Source organism: Mycobacteriales bacterium (genome assembly GCA_040902655.1).
Lineage (GTDB): Bacteria > Actinomycetota > Actinomycetes > Mycobacteriales > SCTD01 > SCTD01.
Map to the genome: position 1 here is coordinate 20,585 of JBBDWV010000037.1, position 20,274 is coordinate 40,858.

Below are 20,274 nucleotides of genomic sequence, written 5' to 3' on the forward strand. Positions count from 1 at the left end.
CCCCCCCCCCCCCCCCCCCCCCCCCCCCCCCCCCCCCCCCGCGGGGGGGGGGGGGCCCCGGGCAGGCAGTGCGTCGCTCACCGGGACGGCCGCGTGTCGCTCACCGGGACGGCCGGCCGCCGGCATCTGGCGGCAGCTGGCGGCAGAGCCGAGCCAGGGTTGCCGACGCTCCAAGAGCTGTCGGCCACACCGGACAGTCACCGCGCAACGCACACACAGTGCTGTCGCGCCGCCGCAGCAGCTCTCGTCGCGCATCTTGCGCAGGCTCTTGTCGAGCGTCTTCTCGTTGACGCCGTCGAGCTTGCAGGTGCCCTCGACCGTCCTGCGCACCAGGACGCTGTAGGACAGCCAGCAGGACCGCTGGCAGCTCGCCCGCTGCGTGCCCGTACAGGGAGCGGGTCAGGGGCGGCGTTTCACGGGTACTGGCGGTCAGGACAGCGAGCGGCCCCCGAGCCTGGGTTTTCGCAGGTCAGGGGCCGTGTGCACTGGTTGTGGCGGGTGAAGGGTTCGAACCTTCGTAGGCTGAGCCGGCAGATTTACAGTCTGCTCCCTTTGACCACTCGGGCAACCCGCCCAGCGCGCTCCCCAAGGGGGAGCGCGGGAGACGATAGCAACTCGAGGAGGACATCCCGTGGCGGACCCGTCATTCGACGTCGTGAGCAAGGTCGACCGCCAGGAGGTCGACAACGCGCTGAACCAGGCCGCCAAGGAGGCGGCCACCCGCTACGACTTCAAGGGCACCGGCGCCTCGATCGAGTGGTCCGGCGAGTCCATTCTGATCAAGGCTGGCTCGGAGGAACGCTGCAACGCCCTGCTCGACGTCTTCAAGGAGAAACTGGTCAAGCGGCAGGTGTCGCTCAAGACGCTGGATGCAGGGGAGCCCGAGCAGAGCGGCAAGGAGTACCGACTGACCGCCAAGGTCGACGAGGGCATCTCGCAGGACAACGCGAAGAAGGTCAGCAAGCTGGTCCGCGACGAGGGGCCCAAGGGTGTGCAGGCGCAGATCCAGGGAGACCAGCTACGCATCTCCGCGAAGAAGAAGGACGACCTGCAGGCCGTCATCGCCCTGCTCAAGGGGGCCGACTTCGACTTCGCGCTGCAGTTCACCAACTACCGGTAGCCGGCCATCTGCTCGAGGCGGGCGACCCGCTCGGCCATCGGCGGGTGAGTGCTGAACAGCTTGCCGAGGCCGCCACCGCGGAACGGATTGGCGATCATCAGCGAGCTGGTCGGCGCCAGCGACGGATCCTCCACCAGTGGGCGCGCGGCCGTTCCGCGCTCGAGCTTGCGCAGGGCGCTGGCCAGCGCCAGCGGGTCGCCGGTGACGCCGGCGCCGGTGAGGTCGGCCTGGTACTCCCGGCTGCGGCTGATCGCCATCTGGATCACACCGGCCGCGATCGGGCCGAGGACGATCAGCAGCAGGCTGGAGAAGATGTTGCCGCCGTCACGGTCGCGACCGCCGAAGATCATGGCGAACTGCGCCATGTGGGCGACGAAGGTGATGACCGTGGCCAGGGCCGCGGCAACGGAGGCTATGAGGATGTCGCGGTTGCCGACGTGGGCCAGCTCGTGACCCAGCACGCCCCGCAGCTCACGTTCGTCGAGCAGCTCCAGGATCCCCTCGGTACAACAGACCGCGGCGTTCTGCGGGTTGCGCCCGGTGGCGAAGGCGTTCGGCGCCGCGGTCGGGCTGAGGTAGAGCCGCGGCATCGGCATCTTCATGCTGTGCGCCAGCTCGCCGACGATCGCGTACAGCCGCGGGTGCTGCACCTGGCTGACCGGATAGGCGCGCATGCTCTTGAGCGCGAGCTTGTCACTGTAGAAGTACGAGTAGCCGTTCACGCCGAGCGCGACGACCAGGGCGAGCACCAGGCCGCCCGAGCCGAACTGCGCGCCGACGAACAGGATGATGCTGGACAGCAGGCCCAGCAGCAGAGCGGTCTTGAGCCCGTTGCGGTGCGCGTGCACTGCCCCTCCTCCATGCGATGTGCGTGCGCCGGGTAGAACGCCGCCGCAGGGCTGCGCGTTCCGGGGGCGGTTCGGGCTGCGAGCCCGGCGGCTGCGAGCCCGACGGCTGGGAGCCCGACGGCTGGGAGCCCGACGGCTGGGAGCGAAGACATGCACCTCCGAAGGCTGCCTGCCGCTGCCTGCGGCCGACAGGCTCGACCGGGAGGCAGCGGGGCGAGGTGCACGTCCTGCCTCCCGGCTGCACGCCCGCATGGCGGGCTCGCAGGTCACCCATTCGGCCCGATCGACCTGGCCGGCAGCCGCTCAGCGGGCGGCGCGGGCGGCGGCGATGGCATCCAGCCGCTCGGCGGCGGTGACCTCTTCGGCCGGCTCGGCCGCCGGGTCCAGCGGCGGAGGCGGCGGCACGCCGGCGATCCAGGTGCGCAACTCCTCGCGTTCCTCGACCAGCGCCGGCCGCGATGGCTCGGCCGGGACGAGGTCCGGCGCCCAGAACAGCGCGTCGAACGGGCAGACCTCGACGCAGATGCCGCAGTACATGCACAGCGACCAGTCGACGGCGAAGCGGTCCAGGACGTTGTGCACCCGGGGCCGTCCACCGGGCCGGGCCGGCGGAGCCGACTCGGTGTGGCCCTCGATGAACAGGCACCAGTCGGGGCACTCCCGCGCGCAGAGCATGCAGACGGTGCAGTTCTCCTCGAGCAGGCCGATCGTGCCACGGCTACGCGCGGGCGGCGCGGCACCCGGCTCCACCTCCTGACCCCGCTCCACCTCGTTCACGGCAGCGGCTCGCCCGGCGGGACCGGGGGCGGGGCACCGGGCGGCAGCAGGCGGCGCCGACCGGCGGGGCGGCCCGGTCCGGCATCGGCCGGGTCGACCGCACCCGGCCACGGCTGCATCCGCGCCGCCAGGACCCGCTCCTTGCGCAGCGGATGGCCGTCGAAGCCGTCCGGCAGCAGCAGTGGCAGGTGCGCCGGACGGCCGTCGAAGGTGAGCCCGAACATCTCGGCTGCCTCCCGCTCGTGCCAGGCCGCGCCGGCGAACACCGCGGTCAGCGTGGGCACCCGCGGGTCGCTGCGCGGACAGCGGGTGCGCAGGTGGAAGCCGTGCCGCGCGCGCACCGACCACAGCCGCACGACCACGTCGAAGCCGTCGGGGTGCTCGTCCACCGCGAGCAGCACGTCGAAGAACGTCCCGTCGAGCGCGGCGTCGTCGCGGCACGCCGCCACCGCGTGCGTCCACTGCCCGCGCTCCACGTCGGCGGTGACGACGTCGTACGACGACGTGACACGGGCGTCGGGCAGCACCGCCGACAACCGTGCCACCAGGTCGATCCCGGCGGGACCGGTCGACGGGCTCACGGCAGCGACCGGCCGAGGGCATCGAGCGCGTCGAGCAACGCCTGGGGCCGGGGTGGGCAGCCGGGGACGTAGTGGTCGACCGGCACGAGCAGGTCGACGCCGGCGGTGACGCAGTAGGAGTCCCAGTACGGCCCACCGCTGCTGGCACAGGCGCCGAACGCGATGACCCGCACGGGCTGCGGCAGCTCGGCGTGCAGGCGCTGCACGAGCGGGGCGAGCTTGCTGGTGACGGTCCCCGAGACCACCATGACCTGCACCTCTCGCTCGTCCCCGGCGTAGGGGACGCGGCCCTGTCCCTGCGCGAGCGCGGCGACCATCGCCTCGACGGCGCAGCAGGCGAGTCCCACGTTGAGGACGGTCAAGGTGTAGCGCCTGCCCCGGTCGAGGACCAGGGTGGCGGGTGCGGACGACAGGGCGGGCACCGGTCAGCCGGTGCGGGCCAGGACGAAGTCGGTGAGCGCGTCGAGCGCCTGGCGTACGGGCCCCGACGGCAGGTCCGCCGCCACCGCACGGGCCTGCTCGACGCACGCGGCGAGCCGCTCGCGGGCCAGGTCCATCGCGGGGTGCGCACGCAGTAGCCCCAGCGCCTCGTCCAGCCGGCCGTCGTCGGCGAGGTCGCCCTCGAGCAACTCGCGCAGCCGGGCGCTGTCACCGTCCCGGTCGGCGAGCACCAACAGCACCGGGAGCGTCCGGATGCCCTCGCGCAGATCGGTGCCGGGTGTCTTGCCGGACTGGCCGGTTTCGGAGAGCACGTCGATGAGGTCGTCGGAGAGTTGGAACGCGGCGCCGAAGACCTCGCCGAAGCGGGCGACCGTCTCGACGTCGGCCGGCGGGGCTCCGGCCATCAGCGCGCCGAGCCGGGCGGAGGTGCCCAGCAGCGAGCCGGTCTTGTCGGCCACCACCTGCAGGTGGTGCTCCACCGGATCCTGCCCCGCAGCCGGGCCGGCCGTCTCGGAGATCTGTCCCTCGACCAGCCGGGCGAACGTGCGCGCCTGGATGTGCGTGGCCTCGGTACCCAGGCCGGCGGTGAGATCGGACGCGCGGGCGAACAGGAAGTCGCCGGTGAGGATCGCGACGGTGTTGGTCCAGCGGGCGTTCGCGGAGGCGGCGCCCCGCCGCACCTCGGCCTCGTCCATGACGTCGTCGTGGTAGAGCGTGGCCAGGTGGGTGAGCTCGACGACGACGGCGGCGTCGATCACGCCGGGCGCGGCCGGCTCACCCAGGCGCGCGGCCAACAGGGCGAGCAGCGGGCGCACCCGCTTACCTCCTGCGTGGACGAGGTGCCGGCCGGCCTCGTCGAGCATCGGATGCGCACTCCTCACGACCTCGCGCAGCCGCTCCTCGACGACCTCCAGGTCGTCCTGCACCGCCGCAGCCAGCGCCGGATCGGCGGCCTCGAGGACGGCGCCCCCGCCTACGCCCATCAGTAGACGAACTGTGAGGCGCGGGCCGCCAGGTCCAGGACCGGCTGGGGCAGGATGCCGAGCACGACGGTGACGGCCAGACCGAGCGCGACGGCGCCAGCGGTGTAGGCGCTGGGAACCGACACGGTCGGCCCGTCGAGCGCCGGCTCGCTGAAGAACATCAGCACGACCACCCGGGCGTAGAAGAACGCCGTCACCGCGCTGGTCACGACACCGACGACGACCAGCCCGATGGCGCCGCTGTCGACCGCCGCGGTGAACACCGCGAACTTGGCCATGAAGCCGCTGGTGAGGGGGATGCCGGCCAGCGCGAACAGCAGGAACGCGAAGGTCGCCGCCACCAGCGGGCTCTTGCGTCCCAGGCCGGCCCACTGCGCCAGATGGGTCGCCTCACCGCTGCTGTCCCGCACCAGCGTGACGATGGCGAAGGCGGCCAGCGTGGTGAAGCCGTAGGCCAGCAGGTAGAACAGCGTGCCCGAGAGCCCCTCGGGGCTGAGGGCGACCACGCCGACCAGGATGAAGCCGGTGTGCGCGACCGCGGAGTAGGCCAGCATCCGCTTGACGTCGGTCTGGGTCACGGCCAGGAGTGCGCCGATCACCATGGTCAGGATCGCGATGCCCCACATCATCGGGCGCCAGTCCCACTCGGTGCGCCCGAAGCCGACGTAGAAGACGCGCAGCAGCGCGCCGAAGGCGGCGATCTTGGTGCAGGAGGCCATCAGCGCGGTGACCGGTGTCGGCGCTCCCTGGTAGACGTCGGGCGTCCAGGCCTGGAACGGCACGGCCCCGACCTTGAACAGCAGACCGACCGCGAGCATCGCGAGGCCGACGAACAGCAGCGCCTCGTTGGACTGCGCCAGGCCGGTCGCAGCGAAGATGTCACCGAGGTCGACGCTGCCGGCGTAGCCGTACAGCAGTGCGACGCCGTAGAGGAAGAAGGCGGAGGCGAAGGCGCCGAGCAGGAAGTACTTTACGGCGGCCTCCTGCGAGAGCAGGCGGCGCCGGCGGGCGAGCCCGGCCATGAGGTACAGCGGCAGGGACAGCACCTCGAGTGCGATGAACATCAGGATGAGGTTGTTCGACGCCGGGAACAGCATCATTCCGCCGAGGCTGAACATCGCCAGCGGGTAGATCTCGGTCTGCACGTCGGTCGCCTCGGCCAGCGCGACGTCCTCGCGCGAGCCGGGCAGGACGGAGGCCCGGGCGACGACGGCGCCACCGGAGGCGTCGAGTGACCGCTCGCTCAGCAGCAGGATCGCCGCCAGTCCGACCACGGCCAGCGTCCCCTGCAGGAACAGCGTCGGCCCGTCCACGGCGATCGCGTCGGCGAACACGAGCTGCTCGGTACCGGCGAGGGAGACGATCGCGACGAGCGCGCCGAGCAGGCCGAGAACGGCGGTGACGATCTGCAGGGAGCGCCGCCGGGCCGCGGGGGCGAACGCCTCCACGAGCACGCCGATCAGGGCGGCCGTGAAGACGAGGAGCATCGGGACGATCGGCCCGTAGGCCAGCTCAGGGGACTGGATGTCGGTGGGCATGTCGTCCTCAGCGGCTCGGACCGGCGGCGGAGCCGCGGCCCTGGGTCGGTGGCGGGTCGGCGGCGCCGGCGTCCTGCATGGTGGCGTTCACCGCGGGCGTGATGACGTCCGTCAGCGGCTTCGGATAGAAGCCCAGGAAGATCATCAGTGCCAGCAGCGGGGCCACGGCGAGCACCTCGCGCAGGTGCAGGTCGCGGATGGAACTGATCCCGGCCGGCAGGCGGAGCGGGCCCTGCATCGTGCGCTGGTACATCAGCAGGATGTAGAGGGCAGCCAGGATGACCCCGATCGCCGCCAGCACCGCCGCGACCGGATAGCGCGCGTAGGTGCCGAGCAGGACGAGGAACTCGCTGATGAACGTGGAGAGCCCGGGCAGCGCCAGCGAGGACAGGCCGGCGAGCAGGAAGGTTCCCGCCAGCAGTGGCGCGACGGCGGCCACGCCGGAGTAGTCGCCGGTCAGCCGGCTGCGACCGCGGGCGATGAGGAAGCCGACGACGAGGAACAGCGCGCCGGTCGACAGGCCGTGGTTGACCATGTAGAGCACCGCGCCGGTCTGCGCCTGGCTGGTGAAGGCGAAGATACCCAGGCCGATGAAGCCGAAGTGCGCGATGGAGGTGTAGGACACCAGCCGCTTGAGGTCCTTCTGGCCCATCGCCAGCAGCGCGCCGTAGAGGATTCCGATGACGCACAGGACGACGATGTACGGGCCGAGGATGCGGCTGGCCTCGGGGAACAGCGGCAGGCAGTAGCGCAGGAACCCGAAGGTGCCGACCTTGTCGAGGATGCCGACCAGCAGCACCGCTCCACCGACCGGCGCCTCGGCACCCGCGTCGGGCAGCCAGGTGTGGAACGGGAACAGCGGGGCCTTGATGGCGAAGGCGATGAAGAAGCCGCTGAACAGCGCGATCTCCACCCCGGTGCTCATCTGCAGCCCGACCAGCTGCTCGAAGGCGAAGGTGCCCTGGCCGTCCGGGTCGTTGCCGGCCGAGACGACGTAGAGGCCGATGACGGCTGCCAGCATGAGCAGCCCGCCGGCCAGGCTGAACAGCAGGAACTTCACCGCGGCGTACGACCGGCGCGGACCGCCGTAGCTGCCGATGATGAAGTACATCGGGATGAGCATCGCCTCGAAGAAGACGTAGAACAGGAAGACGTCGGTGGCGGCGAAGACACCGATCATCATCGTCTCGAGCACCAGCAGCAGCGCGAAGAAGGTGGGCACGCTGCGCTTGCGCGGGGGGTCGCCGGCGGGCGGCTCGGTGCCGGCCGGCGGGGCGGCGACCGGCGGGTCGAGAACCGCGGTGCCGCCCCCCGAGTGGGTGGCGGTCTCGGCCGCCCGGCCGGTGTCCGGTGAGACCGAGCGGATCGGCCCGGACGTGGTCGTGCGTGTCGCGGCGCCGGCCACGATCCCAGCCGGCTCGGGCACCGGGTCCGCCTCGTGCCAGCCGGCCAGCACCACGACCGGCACCAGCACCGCGACGAGAGCGATGAGCACCAGCGCGATCCCGTCGACGCCGAGGGCGTACTGCACACCGAAAGCGGGGATCCAGTCGTGCGCCTCGGTGAACTGGAAGCGGTCGCCCGTCGGGGCGAACGCCGCACTGATCGCGATCGTCAGAGCGAGCACGACGAGCGACGTGGCCAGCGCGACCTGCTTGGCCAGCAGGTCCCGGCCGCGTGGCAGCGCCGCGATGACCGACGCGCCGACGAGCGGCACGAGGCCGAGAATCGTCAGCCAGGGCAGGTCGCTCATGTCCCGAGCCTGGTCACGAGCAGGGCGCCGACCACGAGAGCAGCTCCTCCGAACATCGACAGGGCATAGGACCGTACGAAGCCGTTCTGCCAGCGGCGCAGCCGGCCGGAGCCACCGCCGATCCCCGCCGCCATGCCGTGCACGGCACCGTCGATGCCGCGGTTGTCCACGAACACCAGCGCGCGGGTGAGGTACTGGCCGGGGCGCATGAGCAGATTCTCGTTGAGCGCGTCGAAGTAGAGATTCCGGCGGGCCGCGACCGTCAGTGGGCTCACCGCGACGGGGGCGGTGGTCGGGACCGGCCGCCTCGCGTACTGCAGGTAGGCCACGAGCACGCCGAGCGCGCTGACGGCGGTCACGATCGCCGTCACGACAATCGGCTCCAGCACGTGCTGGACCTCCTCGCGGCCGAGGACCGGGGCCAGGAAGTCCGGCAGCGGCGTGACGTGCACCAACAGGTAGCCGCTGACGACCGAGCCGACGGCCAGGATGACCATGGGCACGGTCATCACCGCCGGCGACTCGTGCGGGTGGACGTCCTCGGTCCACCGCTTCGGGCCGAAGAACGTCATCACCATCATCCGGGTCATGTAGAAGGCGGTGACGCCGGCGATGACGATCGCGGTGCCGCCCATCAGCCAGCCGCGGACGCCGCCCTGGTCCAGCGCCGCCTCGACGATGAGGTCCTTGGAGAAGAAGCCGGCGAACAGCGGGAAGCCGATGATGGCCAGATAGCCCGCCGTCATGCAGGCGAAGGTCACCGGCATCTCCTTGCGCAGGCCGCCGAAGCGCCGCATGTCGACCTGGTCGTTCATGCCGTGCATGACCGACCCGGCCGACAGGAACATGCAGGCCTTGAAGAAGCCGTGCGTCAGCAGGTGCAGGATCGCGACGGCAGCCGCGCCGGGGATCGCGACGGCGAGGAACATGTAGCCGATCTGACTGACGGTGGAGTAGGCCAGCACCTTCTTGATGTCGTCGTAGACGCAGCCGATGACGGCTCCGATGACCAGCGTGACCACGCCGATGATGCCCACGACCAGCCGCGCGGTGTCGCTCACCTCGTAGAGCGGCAGCGAGCGGGCGATGAGGTAGACGCCGGCGGTGACCATCGTCGCCGCGTGGATGAGCGCGGAGACCGGCGTCGGGCCGGCCATGGCGTCCGGCAGCCAGGTGTGCAGCGGGAACTGGCCGGACTTGCCGGCCGCGCCGAGCAGCAGCAGCAGCCCGATCGCGGTGGCGGTGCCTGCAGCCAGCAGCTCGGCCGAGCCGAAGACGCCGCTGAACGACGTCGTGCCCAGTGCCGCGAACATCAGGAAGATCGCGATCAGCAGGCCGACGTCGCCGACCCGGTTCATGATGAACGCCTTCTTGGCGGCCGTCGCGTACTCCGGGACGTGGAACCAGAAGGAGATGAGCAGGTAGGACGCCAGGCCCACGCCCTCCCAGCCGAGGAACAGCGCCAGGTAGCTGTTGCCCAGCACCAGCACCAGCATCGCCGCGATGAACAGGTTCAGGTAGCCGAAGAACAGCCGGCGCCGCGGGTCGTGCGCCATGTAGCCGAGCGAGTAGACGTGGATGAGCAGGCCGACGCCGGTGATGAGCAGCACGAACGTCGCCGACAGCGGGTCCAGCAGCAGGCCGACGTCGATCTGCAGCTCGTTGACCGGCACCCAGGAGTACAGGTGCAGGTCGGCGGTGCGCTGCTCGAGCCCGAGCAGCGCAGCAAAGGCCATGAGCCCGTACAGGAAGGAGCCGGCGCATGCGGCGATGGCGAGGTACGGGCCCCAGTCGTTGGTACGCCGGCCGCCGAGCAGCAGGATCGCTGAACCGGCCAGCGGCAGCGCGACGAGCAGCCACAGCAGCTCGAGCGAGCCGGCCGCCGCCAGGTAGTCACCGGTCGGCAGCGGCTCGGCCAGCGCCTCGCTGGCCAGCGTGGTCTCTGCGTGCACGGCAGCGTGCAGGAGCAGGCTCACCGGATCGCTCCTCGTCGGGGCGTGCGCAGCACGGGCCGGACCTCGTCCTCTGTCGGGTGCGGCAGGTTCAGGTGCCGCGGATGGTCAGTACTTGAGCAGGTTGGCGTCGTCGACCGAGGCCGACCGTCGGCTGCGGAAGATGCTCATGATGATGGCCAGACCGACCACGACCTCAGCCGCGGCCACCACCATGACGAAGAAGGCCATCACCTGGCCGTCGAGGGTGCCGGTGGTGCGGCTGAAGGTGACCAGCGTGAGGTTGACCGAGTTGAGCATCAGCTCCACGCTCATGAACACCAGGATGGCGTTGCGGCGCAGCAGCACCCCGAGGCCACCGATGGTGAACAGCAGCGCCGCGAGGATGAGGTAGTAGGACTCGTTCACGACTGCCGAACCGTCTCGTTGGTCTCGCCGCCGGCGGTCGACTCGAGGATCGGGCTCACGCTGTCCTCGGACTGGGAGCCGTCGGGCAGCAGCGCCGGGGTGGCCGTCGAGTTGTGCCCGGCGTAGACACCGGGGCCGGGCAGCGCGAAGGGGTTGCCGCCGGCGAAACGCTGCCGGGCGAGCTCGCGCTGCGTCGTCCTCGGTGTGGCGCGCTCCTTGTGCGCGAGCACCATCGCACCCAGCGCCGCGGTGATGAGCAGCGCGCTGGTCAGCTCGAACGCGAACAGGTAGTCGGTGAACAACAGCCGGGCGATGCCGACGACGTTGCCTTCTTCGTTCGCGGCGTCGAGCCCGACTGCGGCGACGGTGCCGTCGTCGCCCACCATCGCGCTGGCCAGGGTCCCCGTCAGCAGCGCAGCGAAGCCGAGGCCCACGACGAAAGCAGCGATGCGGTGGCCGCGCAGCGTCTCGATCAGCGAGTCGCTCGAGTCGACGCCGACGAGCATGAGGACGAACAGGAACAGCATGAGGATGGCGCCGGTGTAGACGATGATCTGCACGGCCGCGAGGAACGGCGCGTCCTGCACGGCGTAGAGCCCGGCCAGGCTCAGCATCACCCCGGCCAGGAACAGCGCGGCGTGCACGGCGTTGCGCGCCAGCACCATCATCACCGCAGCGACGGTCGCGATCGGTCCGAGGATCCAGAACGTGACGGCCTCGCCGGTGCTGGTCGCGGCGAGCAGCAGCTGCGGGTCGCTCATCGCTCCGCCTGCCCGGCGCCGCCGCTGTCGTCGGGGTCCAGCCGGCCCTCGACCGACGGGTCGCCGCCGACCGGCGAGACCTTCTGGACGGCGCCGACGTAGTAGTCGGCGTCACTGTCGCCCAGCCGCATCGGGTGCGGCGGCTCCTCCATGCCCGGGAGCATCGGGGCCAGCAGCTGGGTCTTGGTGAAGATGAGGTCCTCGCGGCTGTCGTCGGCCAACTCGTACTCGTTGGTCATCGTCAGCGACCGGGTCGGGCAGGCCTCGATGCACAGCCCGCAGAAGATGCAGCGCAGGTAGTTGATCTGATAGATCGACGCGTAGCGCTCACCGGGCGAGTAGCGCGCCTCCTCGGTGTTGTCGGCGCCCTCGACGTAGATGGCGTCGGCCGGGCACGCCCAGGCGCACAGCTCGCAGCCGATGCACTTCTCCAGGCCGTCCGGGTGCCGGTTCAGCACGTGCCGGCCGTGATAGCGCGGCGCCGTCGGAGTGACCTGCTCAGGGTACTGCTCGGTGGTCACCTTCTTGAACATCTGGCTGAAGGTGAGCCCGAATCCGCGTACGGGATCAAGAATGCCGGCCATGTCAGGCCTCGCTCTCGGGGTTCTCGGGGGCGGCGCCGACACCGGACAGCGCGCTGTGCCGCAGCGACCGCGGCGTCGGCGGGACGACCAGGTCCATCGGCGGGGCCGGGTAGCCGCCCTCGGACAGGGGGGTCAGATCGGTGCCGGGACCCTCGCCCACTCCTGAGCCGGCACCGGTCAGCTGTTCGTCCGTGGAAGGAGCGGGGATCAGCCAGAAGACCGCGAGCACGACGACGAAGATCACACCGACACCGAACAGCAGCGTGCGGCGGTCGTCGATCTCGAGCGTCGCGGTGCGGATCGCCGCGACCAGCATGATCCACAACAGGCCGACCGGCACGAGCACCTTCCAGCCGAAGCGCATGAAGGTGTCGTAGCGCATCCGCGGCAGCACCCCGCGCAGCCAGATGAAGCAGAAGATGAACGCCGCGGTCTTGGACAGGAACCACACGATCGGGAAGAAGCCGGTCGAGAGGAACTCCACCTGCGAGAACGGCCAGATCGGCATCCAGCCGCCGAGGAACAGCGTCGTCGCGAGCGCCGAGACAGTGATGATGTTGATGTACTCGGCGAGGAAGAACATCGCGAACTTCAGCGAGCTGTACTCGGTGTGGAAGCCGCCGACCAGCTCGCTCTCGGCCTCGGGGAGGTCGAACGGCGCCCGGTTCGTCTCGCCCGTGATGGCGATGACGTAGATGAAGAAGCTGACCGGCAGGGTGAGCACGAACCAGCGGCTCTCCTGCGCGGCGACGATCTCGCTGGTGGACAGCGAGCCGGCGTAGAGGAAGACGGCGACCAGCGACAGCGCCATCGCGATCTCGTACGAGATCACCTGCGCGGCCGACCGAAGCCCGCCGAGCAGCGGGTAGGTCGAGCCGCTGGACCAGCCGGCGAGCACGATGCCGTAGACGCCGACGCTTGCCGCCGCCAAGACGAACAGCGCCCCGACCGGCAGGTCGGTCAGCTGCAGCGCCGTCTCGTGGCCGGCGATCGTCACCTTCGGGCCGAACGGGATGACGCTGAAGGCGAGGAAGGCGGGAATCGCGGACAGCAGCGGCGCGAGGATGTAGACCGGCTTGTCGGCCATGGCCGGGATGATGTCTTCCTTCAGCGCCAGCTTGATCCCGTCGGCCAGGCCCTGGCCGACGCCGAACGGCCCCACCCGGTTGGGGCCGGAGCGCTGCTGCATGCGGGCGACGACGCGGCGCTCGCCCCAGATGGTCAGCAGGGTCATGGTGACGAGCAGGGCGAAGACGAACAGCACCTTGGCGATCGTCAGCCAGAGGGGCTCGTTGCCGAAGCTGGTCAGGGGCAGGTGGTTGTCCCGGCCACCCTCCTGCGCGAGCCACGTCATGCGGCACCTCCTGTCCGGCCGGCCGTTGCGTCCGCGACCGACAGTCGCACGACGGCGCCCGGGACGACCGCGAGGTCGCGGCGCACGGCGGCGTCCGGCGTGCGCATCGGCACCCAGACGACCCGGTCGGGCAGGTCGGCGACCACCAGCGGGAGGGTCAGGCTGCCACGATCGGAGGAGACGGTCACCAGTTCGCCGTCGGCGGCCCCCAGATCGGCGGCCGTGCCGGCCGACAGGTGCAGCCGCGGCTTCCTGGCGGTGCCGGCCAGGAACGGCTCGCCGTCGCTCAGCGAGCCGTCGTCCAGCAGCCAGTGCCAGGACGCGAGAACCGCCTCGCCGGCCTGCGGCGACGCGACCGGCTCGGGGTCGTACGAGGGGGCCGTGGCGGTGCCGGGCGCGGCGCCGAGGCGGGCGATCTCGGCGCGCGCCGAGGCGACGTCGGGCAGCGCGATCGGCACGTCCATCTCGTCGGCGAGGACGTGCAGGACGCGGCCGTCGGGCAGCCCGCCGCTCTTGTCGAGCACCCGCTCGAACGGGCGGGCCCGGCCCTCCCAGTCGAGGTAGGTGCCGGCCTTCTCCACGGCGGCCGCCACCGGCAGCACCACGTCGGCGCGGTCGGTGACTGCCGAGCGGCGCAGCTCGAGGCTGACCAGGAACGGCACGGCGTCCAGGGCGTCGAGGGCGAGCTCCGGGTCGGGGCAGTCGGCCGGGTCGACGGCACCGACCAGCAGGGCCGAGAGTCCGCCGTCGCGGGCGGCGGTGAGGATGCCGTCGAGGCCGCGGCCGGGCGTCGCGGGCAGCTCCCCCCACACGGCGGCGACGTCGGCCGCGTCGGCACCGCCGTCAGAGGTCACGAGCCGGCCGCCGGGCAGCAGGCCGGGCAGCGTGCCGGTGTCGATCGCGCCACGCTCACCGGCCCGGCGGGGGATCCAGGCCAGCCGCGCCCCGGTGGCCGTTGCCAGCCGCGAGGCGGCGGAGAGCGCGCCGGAAGTCGCGGCCAGCCGCTCGCCGACCAGGATCACGGCGCCGGGCTCGCGCAGCGCGGCCGAGGCCTCGGCTGCAGTCGACTGACCCTCACCGTCGGTCCCACCGACAAGGCCTGTGAGCACTGCGGTTTCACCACCCGGAGCGGTCTGCAGCAGGCGCGCGGCGGTCTTGATCGAGCCGGGCGACCGGAACGGCGCGACCGTGAAGACCCGTGTCCCGGTGCTGCGGACCGCCTTGCGCAGCCGCAGGAACAGGATCGGCGACTCCTCCTCCGGCTCGAAGCCGGCGAGCAGCACCGTACGTGCCTGCTCGAGCTCTGCGTAGGTCAGCACGCCGTCCTGGCCGGCGTAGCGGCCGGCGACGTGCGCGGCGAGGAAGGCCTGCTCCTCGGCCGAGTGCGGGCGCACCCGCGAGTCGATGTCGTTGGTGCCGAGGACGACGCGGGCGAACTTCGCGTACGCGTACGCGTCCTCGACGGTGAGCCGGCCACCCGGCAGCACACCCACGCCGTTCTCGGCGCGCGCGAGACGCAGCCCCTCGGCGGCCCGGTCGAGCGCCTCGGTCCACGACGCCGGGCGGAGCTGGCCGGTCCCGTAGTCGCGCACCAGCGGCGAGGCGAGGCGGTCACCCTGCTGGGCGTAGGTGAACGCCCAGCGGCCCTTGTCGCAGTTCCACTCCTCGTTGACCGCGGGGTCGTCGCCGGCCAGCCGGCGGAGCACCTTGCCGCGCCGGTGGTCGGTGCGCAGCGCGCAGCCCGAGGCGCAGTGCTCGCACACCATCGGCGTGGAGACCAGGTCGAACGGCCGCGCACGGAAGCGGTAGGCCGCGCCGGTCAGCGCACCGACCGGGCAGATCTGCACCGTGTTGCCGGAGAAGTAGCTCTCGAACGGCTGGTCGGAGTAGATCGCGACCTGCTGCAGCGCACCCCGCTCGAACATCTCGATGAACGGGTCGCCGGCCACCTGCTGGGAGAAGCGGGTGCAGCGGGCGCAGAGCACGCAGCGCTCGCGGTCGAGCAGCACCTGGCTGCTGATCGCGATCGGCTTGGGAAAGGTCCGCTTGACGTCGTGGAAGCGCGACTCGGCGTTGCCGTTGCTCATCGTCTGGTTCTGCAGCGGGCACTCGCCGCCCTTGTCGCAGACCGGGCAGTCCAGCGGGTGGTTGATCAGGAGCAGCTCGAGAGTGCCCTCCTGCGCCTTCTTGGCCACCGGGCTGGTGAGCTGGGTCTGCACCACCATGCCCTCGGTCACCGTCGTCGTGCAGGCGGTCAGCGGCTTGCGCTGGCCCTCCACCTCCACGATGCACTGCCGGCAGGCACCGACCGGGTCGAGCAGCGGGTGGTCGCAGAAGCGCGGGATCTGGATGCCCAGCAGCTCGGCAGCGCGGATGACCAGCGTGCCCTTGGGAACCGCGACCTCGAAGCCGTCGATGGTGAGGGTGACCAGGTCGGTGGGCACCACGTCGGTGGTGCCGGGCGAGGTGACGGTCATGCGGGCATCCCTGCGGTGTCCATGGCGAACACGGTGCTGGCGTGCGGGTCGAACGGGCAGCCCGCGTCGGTGATGTGGGCGAGGAACTCCTCGCGGAAGTACTGCACGCCGGACACGATCGGGCTGGTCGCCCCGTCCCCGAGCGCGCAGAACGACCGGCCGAAGATGTTGTCGCAGGTGTCCAGGAGCGTCGCGATGTCGGCCTCGGTGCCGGTTCCGGCCTCGAGCCGCTGCAGGATCTGCACCATCCAGTAGGTGCCCTCCCGGCACGGTGTGCACTTCCCGCACGACTCGTGCGCGTAGAACTCGGTCCACCGAAGGATGGCGCGCACGACGCACGTCGTCTCGTCGAAGCACTGCAGCGCCTTGGTGCCGAGCATCGAGCCGGCGGCGGCGACGCCCTCGTAGTCGAGCGGGACGTCGAGGTGCTCGGCGGTGAGCAGTGGCGTGGAGGACCCGCCGGGGGTCCAGAACTTCAGCGTGTGGCCCTCGCGCATACCCCCCGACAGATCGAGCAGCTGGCGCAGGGTGATGCCCAGCGGGGCTTCGTACTGCCCCGGGCTCTGCACGTGCCCGGACAGAGAGTAGAGCGTGAAGCCCTTGCTCTTCTCGGTGCCCATGCTCGAGAACCACTCCGCGCCGCCGAGCACGATGCTCGGCACCGACGCGATGGACTCGACGTTGTTGACGACCGTCGGGCTGGCGTAGAGACCGTGCGTGGCCGGGAACGGCGGGCGCAGCCGGGGCTGGCCGCGGTAGCCCTCGAGCGAGTCGAGCAGCGCCGTCTCCTCGCCGCAGATGTAGGCGCCGGAGCCGGCGTGCACGACCACGTCGAGGTCGAAGCCGGTACCGCCGATGTCCCTGCCGAGATGGCCGGCGGTGTAGGCGTCGGCGACCGCCTGCTGCAGGCGGCGCAGGACGTGGACCACCTCGCCACGGACGTAGATGACCGCGAAGCCGGCCCGGATGGCGTAGGACGTGATGGCCACGCCCTCGACCAGCGCGTGCGGGTTCGCCATCAGGAACGGGATGTCCTTGCAGGTGCCGGGTTCGCTCTCGTCGGCGTTGACGACGAGGTAATGCGGCTTGGCCGCCTGACCCTCCGTGCCTTGCGGGATGAAGCCCCACTTCATGCCGGTCGGGAAGCCGGCGCCGCCGCGACCCCGCAGGCCGGACTCCTTGACCAGCGCGATGACCGCGTCGGGCTCCATCGCCAGCGCCTTGCGCAGCGCGGTGTAGCCGTCGTGCCGGGTGTAGCCGTCGATCGTGAAGCAGTCCGCTTCGTCCCAGTGGCGGGACAGGACGGGAGTGAAGACCATCAGGCGTCCTTGCTCTGCGACGCCGCGGCGGCGCTGTCGGGGTAGGCCGGTGCCGCGTCACCGCGCGCCCTGGCCAGCTCGAGGCCGACCAGGGTCGCCGGCCCGGCCTGCACGCCCTCGTGGGCGCGGCCGTCCGGGAAGCCGGCCAGCACCCGCGAAGCCTGCTTGAAGGTGCACAGGCTGTCCGGCCCACGGGTCGGCGCCGGCGGACTGCCGTCGCGGCAGGCGTCGACCAGCTCGCGCGCCGAGGACGGTGTCTGGTTGTCGTAGAACTCCCAGTTGACCATCATCACCGGCGCGTAGTCACAGGCCGCGTTGCACTCGATGTGCTCCAGGCTGATCCGGCCGTCCTCGGTGGTCTCGTTGTGGCCGATGCCGAGGTGCTCCTTGAGCCCGTCGAGGATCACGTCGCCGCCGAGCACCGCGCACAGGGTGTTCGTGCAGACACCGACGTGGTAGTCCCCCGCCGGCTTGCGGCGGTACATCGTGTAAAAGGTCGCCACCGCACCGACCTCGGCCTTGGTCAGCCCCAGCTCCTCCGCGCACAGCGCGATGCCCTCGGGGCTGACGTAGCCCTGCTCGGACTGCACCAGGTGCAGCATCGGCAGCAGCGCCGAGCGGGACTGCGGATACCGCGCGATGATCTCGCGCGCCTCGAGCCGGGTCTGCTCGGACAGCACGGACGGGCCGTCTCCTTCTGCGACCGTCATCGGTCGACACCTCCCATGACAGGGTCGATCGAGGCCACCGCGGCGATGGCGTCCGACAGCATGCCGCCCTCACACATCGCTGCGGTCGCCTGCAGGTTCGTGAACGACGGGTCGCGGACGTGGACGCGGTACGGCCGGGTGCCGCCGTCGCTCACCACGTGCATGCCGAGCTCCCCGCGGGGCGACTCGACGGCGGTGTAGACCTGGCCCGGCGGGACCCGGAAGCCCTCGGTCACCAGCTTGAAGTGGTGGATGAGCGCCTCCATCGAGGTACCCATGATCTTCTTCACGTGGTCGAGCGACTGGCCGAGGCCGTCGCTCCCGAGCGCCAGCTGCGCCGGCCAGGCGATCTTGGTGTCCGCCACCATGACCGGGCCCGGCTCGAGCTTGTCGAGTGCCTGTTCGATGATCTTCAACGATTCGTACATCTCCTGCTTGCGGACCAGGAAGCGGCCCCAGCAGTCGGCGTCGGTGTGCGTGGCGACGTCGAACTCGTAGTCCTCGTAGCCGCAGTACGGGTCGGTCTTGCGCAGGTCCCAGGCCAGGCCGGCCGAGCGCAGGATCGGGCCGGTGACGCCGAGCGCCAGGCAGCCCTGCACGTCCAGGTGGGCGATCTTCTGCGTGCGGGCCCGCCAGATGGGATTGCCGGTGAGCATCTTGTCGATGCCCGCGAAGCGCCCGGGCAGGATCGTGAGCAGCTCGCGGATCTTCTCGACGGCGCCGGGCGGCAGGTCCTGGGCCAGCCCGCCGGGCCGCACGTACGCATGGTTCATCCGCAGGCCGGTGATCATCTCGAGTACGTCGAGGACCAGCTCGCGCTCGCGGAAGGCGTTGGTCATGGCGGTCAGCGCGCCCAGCTCGAGCCCCCCGGTCGCGAAGGCGACGAGGTGGCTGGCGATGCGGTTGAGCTCCATGCACAGCACGCGGATCGTGGTCGCGCGCGGCGGCGCCTCGATACCGAGCAGCTTCTCGACGGCCAGGCTGTAGGCCGTCTCGTTGAAGATCGGCGCGAGGTAGTCCATCCGGGTCACGAAGGTGACGCCCTGCACCCAGTTGCGGTACTCGAGGTTCTTCTCGATCCCGGTGTGCAGGTAGCCGATGACGGTGCGGGCGCTGGTGACGGTCTCACCCTCGAGCTCCATCACCAGACGCAGCACGCCGTGCGTGGACGGGTGCTGCGGGCCCATGTTGACGACGATCCGCTCGTCCTCGACGCCGGCGCCGAGCACGCTGTCCCAGTCGCCGCCGGTGACCGTGTAGACGGTGCCCTCGGTGGTCTCCCGGGCGCTGGCGGCGTACGGGTCGGCGCCTGGCGCCTCGGTGGTGGTGTCGTCGTAGGTGGTCACGCGTAGGACCTCCGCTCGTCCGGCGGCGGGATCTGCGCGCCCTTGTACTCCACCGGCACGCCCCCCAGCGGGTAGTCCTTGCGCTGCGGGAAGCCCGACCAGTCATCGGGCATGAGGATCCGGGTCAACGCCGGGTGGCCGTCGAACTGCACACCGAACATGTCCCACGTCTCGCGCTCGTGGAAGTCGGCGGTCGGATAGACCCCGGTGACGCTGGCGACGTGCGGGGCAGCCCCGGACACGGCGGTCTCGAGCCGCAGCCGCCGCCGGTAGGTCATCGACAGCAGGTGGTAGACGACCGCGAAGCGCTCCGGCCGGGTCGGGTAGTCGACGCCGGAGACGCCGAGCAGCAGCTCGTAGCGGTGCTCCTGGTCGTCGCGCAGGTGCTGGCAGAGGTCAGCGACCTTGTCCGGCCGCACGTGCAGCGTCAGCTCACCCCGGTCCGCCACCACCCGGGTGACGGACTCGCCGTAGCCGGGAAAGGCCTCCTCGAGCGCGTCGACGGCCTCGTCGAACCAGCCGCCGAACGGCCGCGGCGAGGAGGCGTCGGTCGAGGTGCGGCGGACCAGGCCGCCGAAGCCGCTGGTGTCGCCGCCGGCGCTCGCGCCGAACATGTCGCTGCCCGCGCGGGCCGCCGTGCCGGTGGGGGCGACGGCCGATCCGGTCCCCTCGACCGCGCCGGGTCGTGGGCCGGAGCCGGTCACCCGCTCCGGACTGGTGCCGCCGCTCATCGCATGAGCTCCGTGTGCAGCGCCGTGCGGTGGTCCTTCTTGCCCTCGGGGGTGTAGCGCTCGCTGCTCGCCACCAGCTCGCGCGGCGCGTAACCCGGCAGCTCGCGGCGGCGCGAGTTGCTGCCGAGCGGCTCGTCCATGATCTTGTCGTGCAGCTTGAGGATCGCGTCGAGCAGCATCTCGGGACGGGGCGGGCACCCCGGGAGGTACATGTCGACCGGCACGATGTGGTCCACGCCCTGGACGATGGCGTAGTTGTTGAACATCCCGCCGCTGCTGGAGCAGACACCCATCGCGATGACCCACTTGGGCTCGGGCATCTGGTCGTAGATCTGCCGCACGACGGGCGCCATCTTCTGACTCACCCGGCCGGCGACGATCATCAGGTCGGCCTGCCGGGGAGAGGCGCGGAAGACCTCCATGCCGAAGCGGGCCAGGTCGTAGCGCCCGGCGCCGGTGGCCATCATCTCGATGGCGCAGCAGGCCAGCCCGAAGGTGGCCGGCCACATCGAACTCTTACGCGACCAGTTGACGACCTTCTCCACGCTGGTCAGCACGATCCCGCTCGGGATCTTCTCCTCGAGCCCCATG

19 protein-coding genes and 1 tRNA gene are annotated in these 20,274 nt (G+C 71.0%); 1 reads left to right on the forward strand and 19 read right to left on the reverse strand.

Annotation, left to right across the window (positions count from 1 at the left end):
- Positions 1-492: 492 nt before the first annotated feature.
- A tRNA-Tyr gene (locus WD794_10425) sits at positions 493-574 on the reverse strand.
- A 57-nt stretch (positions 575-631) separates the two neighbouring features.
- Here WD794_10425 and WD794_10430 point away from each other — a divergent pair.
- The gene (locus tag WD794_10430) at positions 632-1,120 is read left to right on the forward strand and encodes a YajQ family cyclic di-GMP-binding protein (protein MEX2290726.1); all 489 of its coding nucleotides are present in this window, start codon (positions 632-634) and stop codon (positions 1,118-1,120) included.
- On the opposite strand, the gene htpX is transcribed toward WD794_10430, so the two are convergent.
- From htpX to WD794_10520, 18 genes are all read right to left on the reverse strand, one after another.
- Positions 1,111-1,968: a zinc metalloprotease HtpX gene (htpX, locus tag WD794_10435; GenBank protein MEX2290727.1), complete on the reverse strand. Its 858-nt coding sequence runs from the start codon at positions 1,966-1,968 to the stop codon at positions 1,111-1,113. The genes WD794_10430 and htpX overlap by 10 nt on opposite strands.
- 303 nt (positions 1,969-2,271) lie before the next feature.
- Positions 2,272-2,745 (reverse strand): 4Fe-4S binding protein, encoded by a 474-nt coding sequence (locus WD794_10440; protein ID MEX2290728.1) that lies wholly within the window; start codon positions 2,743-2,745, stop codon positions 2,272-2,274.
- On the reverse strand, positions 2,742-3,326 hold the full coding sequence (locus WD794_10445) for an NADH-quinone oxidoreductase subunit C (protein MEX2290729.1): 585 nt from the start codon (positions 3,324-3,326) through the stop codon (positions 2,742-2,744). Before WD794_10445 ends, WD794_10440 begins: the two co-directional genes overlap by 4 nt.
- Positions 3,323-3,748 carry an NADH-quinone oxidoreductase subunit NuoB gene (nuoB, locus tag WD794_10450; protein ID MEX2290730.1) on the reverse strand — a complete coding sequence of 142 codons (426 nt, stop codon included), beginning with the start codon at positions 3,746-3,748 and terminating at the stop codon, positions 3,323-3,325. Before nuoB ends, WD794_10445 begins: the two co-directional genes overlap by 4 nt.
- Positions 3,749-3,751: 3 nt before the next feature.
- A complete protein-coding gene (locus tag WD794_10455; protein MEX2290731.1) occupies positions 3,752-4,750 on the reverse strand; it encodes a polyprenyl synthetase family protein in 999 nt (332 codons plus the stop codon).
- On the reverse strand, positions 4,750-6,288 hold the full coding sequence (gene nuoN, locus WD794_10460) for an NADH-quinone oxidoreductase subunit NuoN (protein ID MEX2290732.1): 1,539 nt from the start codon (positions 6,286-6,288) through the stop codon (positions 4,750-4,752). Before nuoN ends, WD794_10455 begins: the two co-directional genes overlap by 1 nt.
- Before the next feature lie 7 nt (positions 6,289-6,295).
- Complete coding sequence (locus WD794_10465) at positions 6,296-8,041, reverse strand: NADH-quinone oxidoreductase subunit M (protein ID MEX2290733.1); 1,746 nt, start codon at positions 8,039-8,041, stop codon at positions 6,296-6,298.
- Positions 8,038-9,930, reverse strand: coding sequence for an NADH-quinone oxidoreductase subunit L (gene nuoL, locus WD794_10470; GenBank protein MEX2290734.1), 1,893 nt, complete (start codon positions 9,928-9,930; stop codon positions 8,038-8,040). Before nuoL ends, WD794_10465 begins: the two co-directional genes overlap by 4 nt.
- A gap of 171 nt (positions 9,931-10,101) precedes the next feature.
- The gene (gene nuoK / locus WD794_10475; GenBank protein MEX2290735.1) at positions 10,102-10,401 is read right to left on the reverse strand and encodes an NADH-quinone oxidoreductase subunit NuoK; all 300 of its coding nucleotides are present in this window, start codon (positions 10,399-10,401) and stop codon (positions 10,102-10,104) included.
- Positions 10,398-11,162 carry an NADH-quinone oxidoreductase subunit J gene (locus WD794_10480; GenBank protein MEX2290736.1) on the reverse strand — a complete coding sequence of 255 codons (765 nt, stop codon included), beginning with the start codon at positions 11,160-11,162 and terminating at the stop codon, positions 10,398-10,400. Before WD794_10480 ends, nuoK begins: the two co-directional genes overlap by 4 nt.
- Positions 11,159-11,746, reverse strand: a complete 588-nt coding sequence (gene nuoI / locus WD794_10485; GenBank protein ID MEX2290737.1) for an NADH-quinone oxidoreductase subunit NuoI — start codon at positions 11,744-11,746, stop codon at positions 11,159-11,161. The genes WD794_10480 and nuoI overlap by 4 nt, the downstream gene beginning before the upstream one ends.
- Position 11,747: 1 nt before the next feature.
- Positions 11,748-13,100 carry an NADH-quinone oxidoreductase subunit NuoH gene (gene nuoH / locus WD794_10490; GenBank protein MEX2290738.1) on the reverse strand — a complete coding sequence of 451 codons (1,353 nt, stop codon included), beginning with the start codon at positions 13,098-13,100 and terminating at the stop codon, positions 11,748-11,750.
- Complete coding sequence (locus tag WD794_10495; protein MEX2290739.1) at positions 13,097-15,577, reverse strand: NADH-quinone oxidoreductase subunit G; 2,481 nt, start codon at positions 15,575-15,577, stop codon at positions 13,097-13,099. Before WD794_10495 ends, nuoH begins: the two co-directional genes overlap by 4 nt.
- Positions 15,574-16,896 (reverse strand): NADH-quinone oxidoreductase subunit NuoF, encoded by a 1,323-nt coding sequence (nuoF, locus tag WD794_10500; GenBank protein ID MEX2290740.1) that lies wholly within the window; start codon positions 16,894-16,896, stop codon positions 15,574-15,576. The genes WD794_10495 and nuoF overlap by 4 nt, the downstream gene beginning before the upstream one ends.
- On the reverse strand, positions 16,896-17,606 hold the full coding sequence (nuoE, locus tag WD794_10505; protein ID MEX2290741.1) for an NADH-quinone oxidoreductase subunit NuoE: 711 nt from the start codon (positions 17,604-17,606) through the stop codon (positions 16,896-16,898). The genes nuoF and nuoE overlap by 1 nt, the downstream gene beginning before the upstream one ends.
- Positions 17,603-18,835: an NADH-quinone oxidoreductase subunit D gene (locus WD794_10510; GenBank protein ID MEX2290742.1), complete on the reverse strand. Its 1,233-nt coding sequence runs from the start codon at positions 18,833-18,835 to the stop codon at positions 17,603-17,605. Before WD794_10510 ends, nuoE begins: the two co-directional genes overlap by 4 nt.
- Positions 18,836-18,948: 113 nt before the next feature.
- Entirely contained in the window at positions 18,949-19,683 is a 735-nt protein-coding gene (locus WD794_10515) for an NADH-quinone oxidoreductase subunit C (protein MEX2290743.1), read from the reverse strand.
- Complete coding sequence (locus WD794_10520) at positions 19,680-20,273, reverse strand: NADH-quinone oxidoreductase subunit B family protein (GenBank protein MEX2290744.1); 594 nt, start codon at positions 20,271-20,273, stop codon at positions 19,680-19,682. Before WD794_10520 ends, WD794_10515 begins: the two co-directional genes overlap by 4 nt.
- Position 20,274 lies beyond the last annotated feature (1 nt).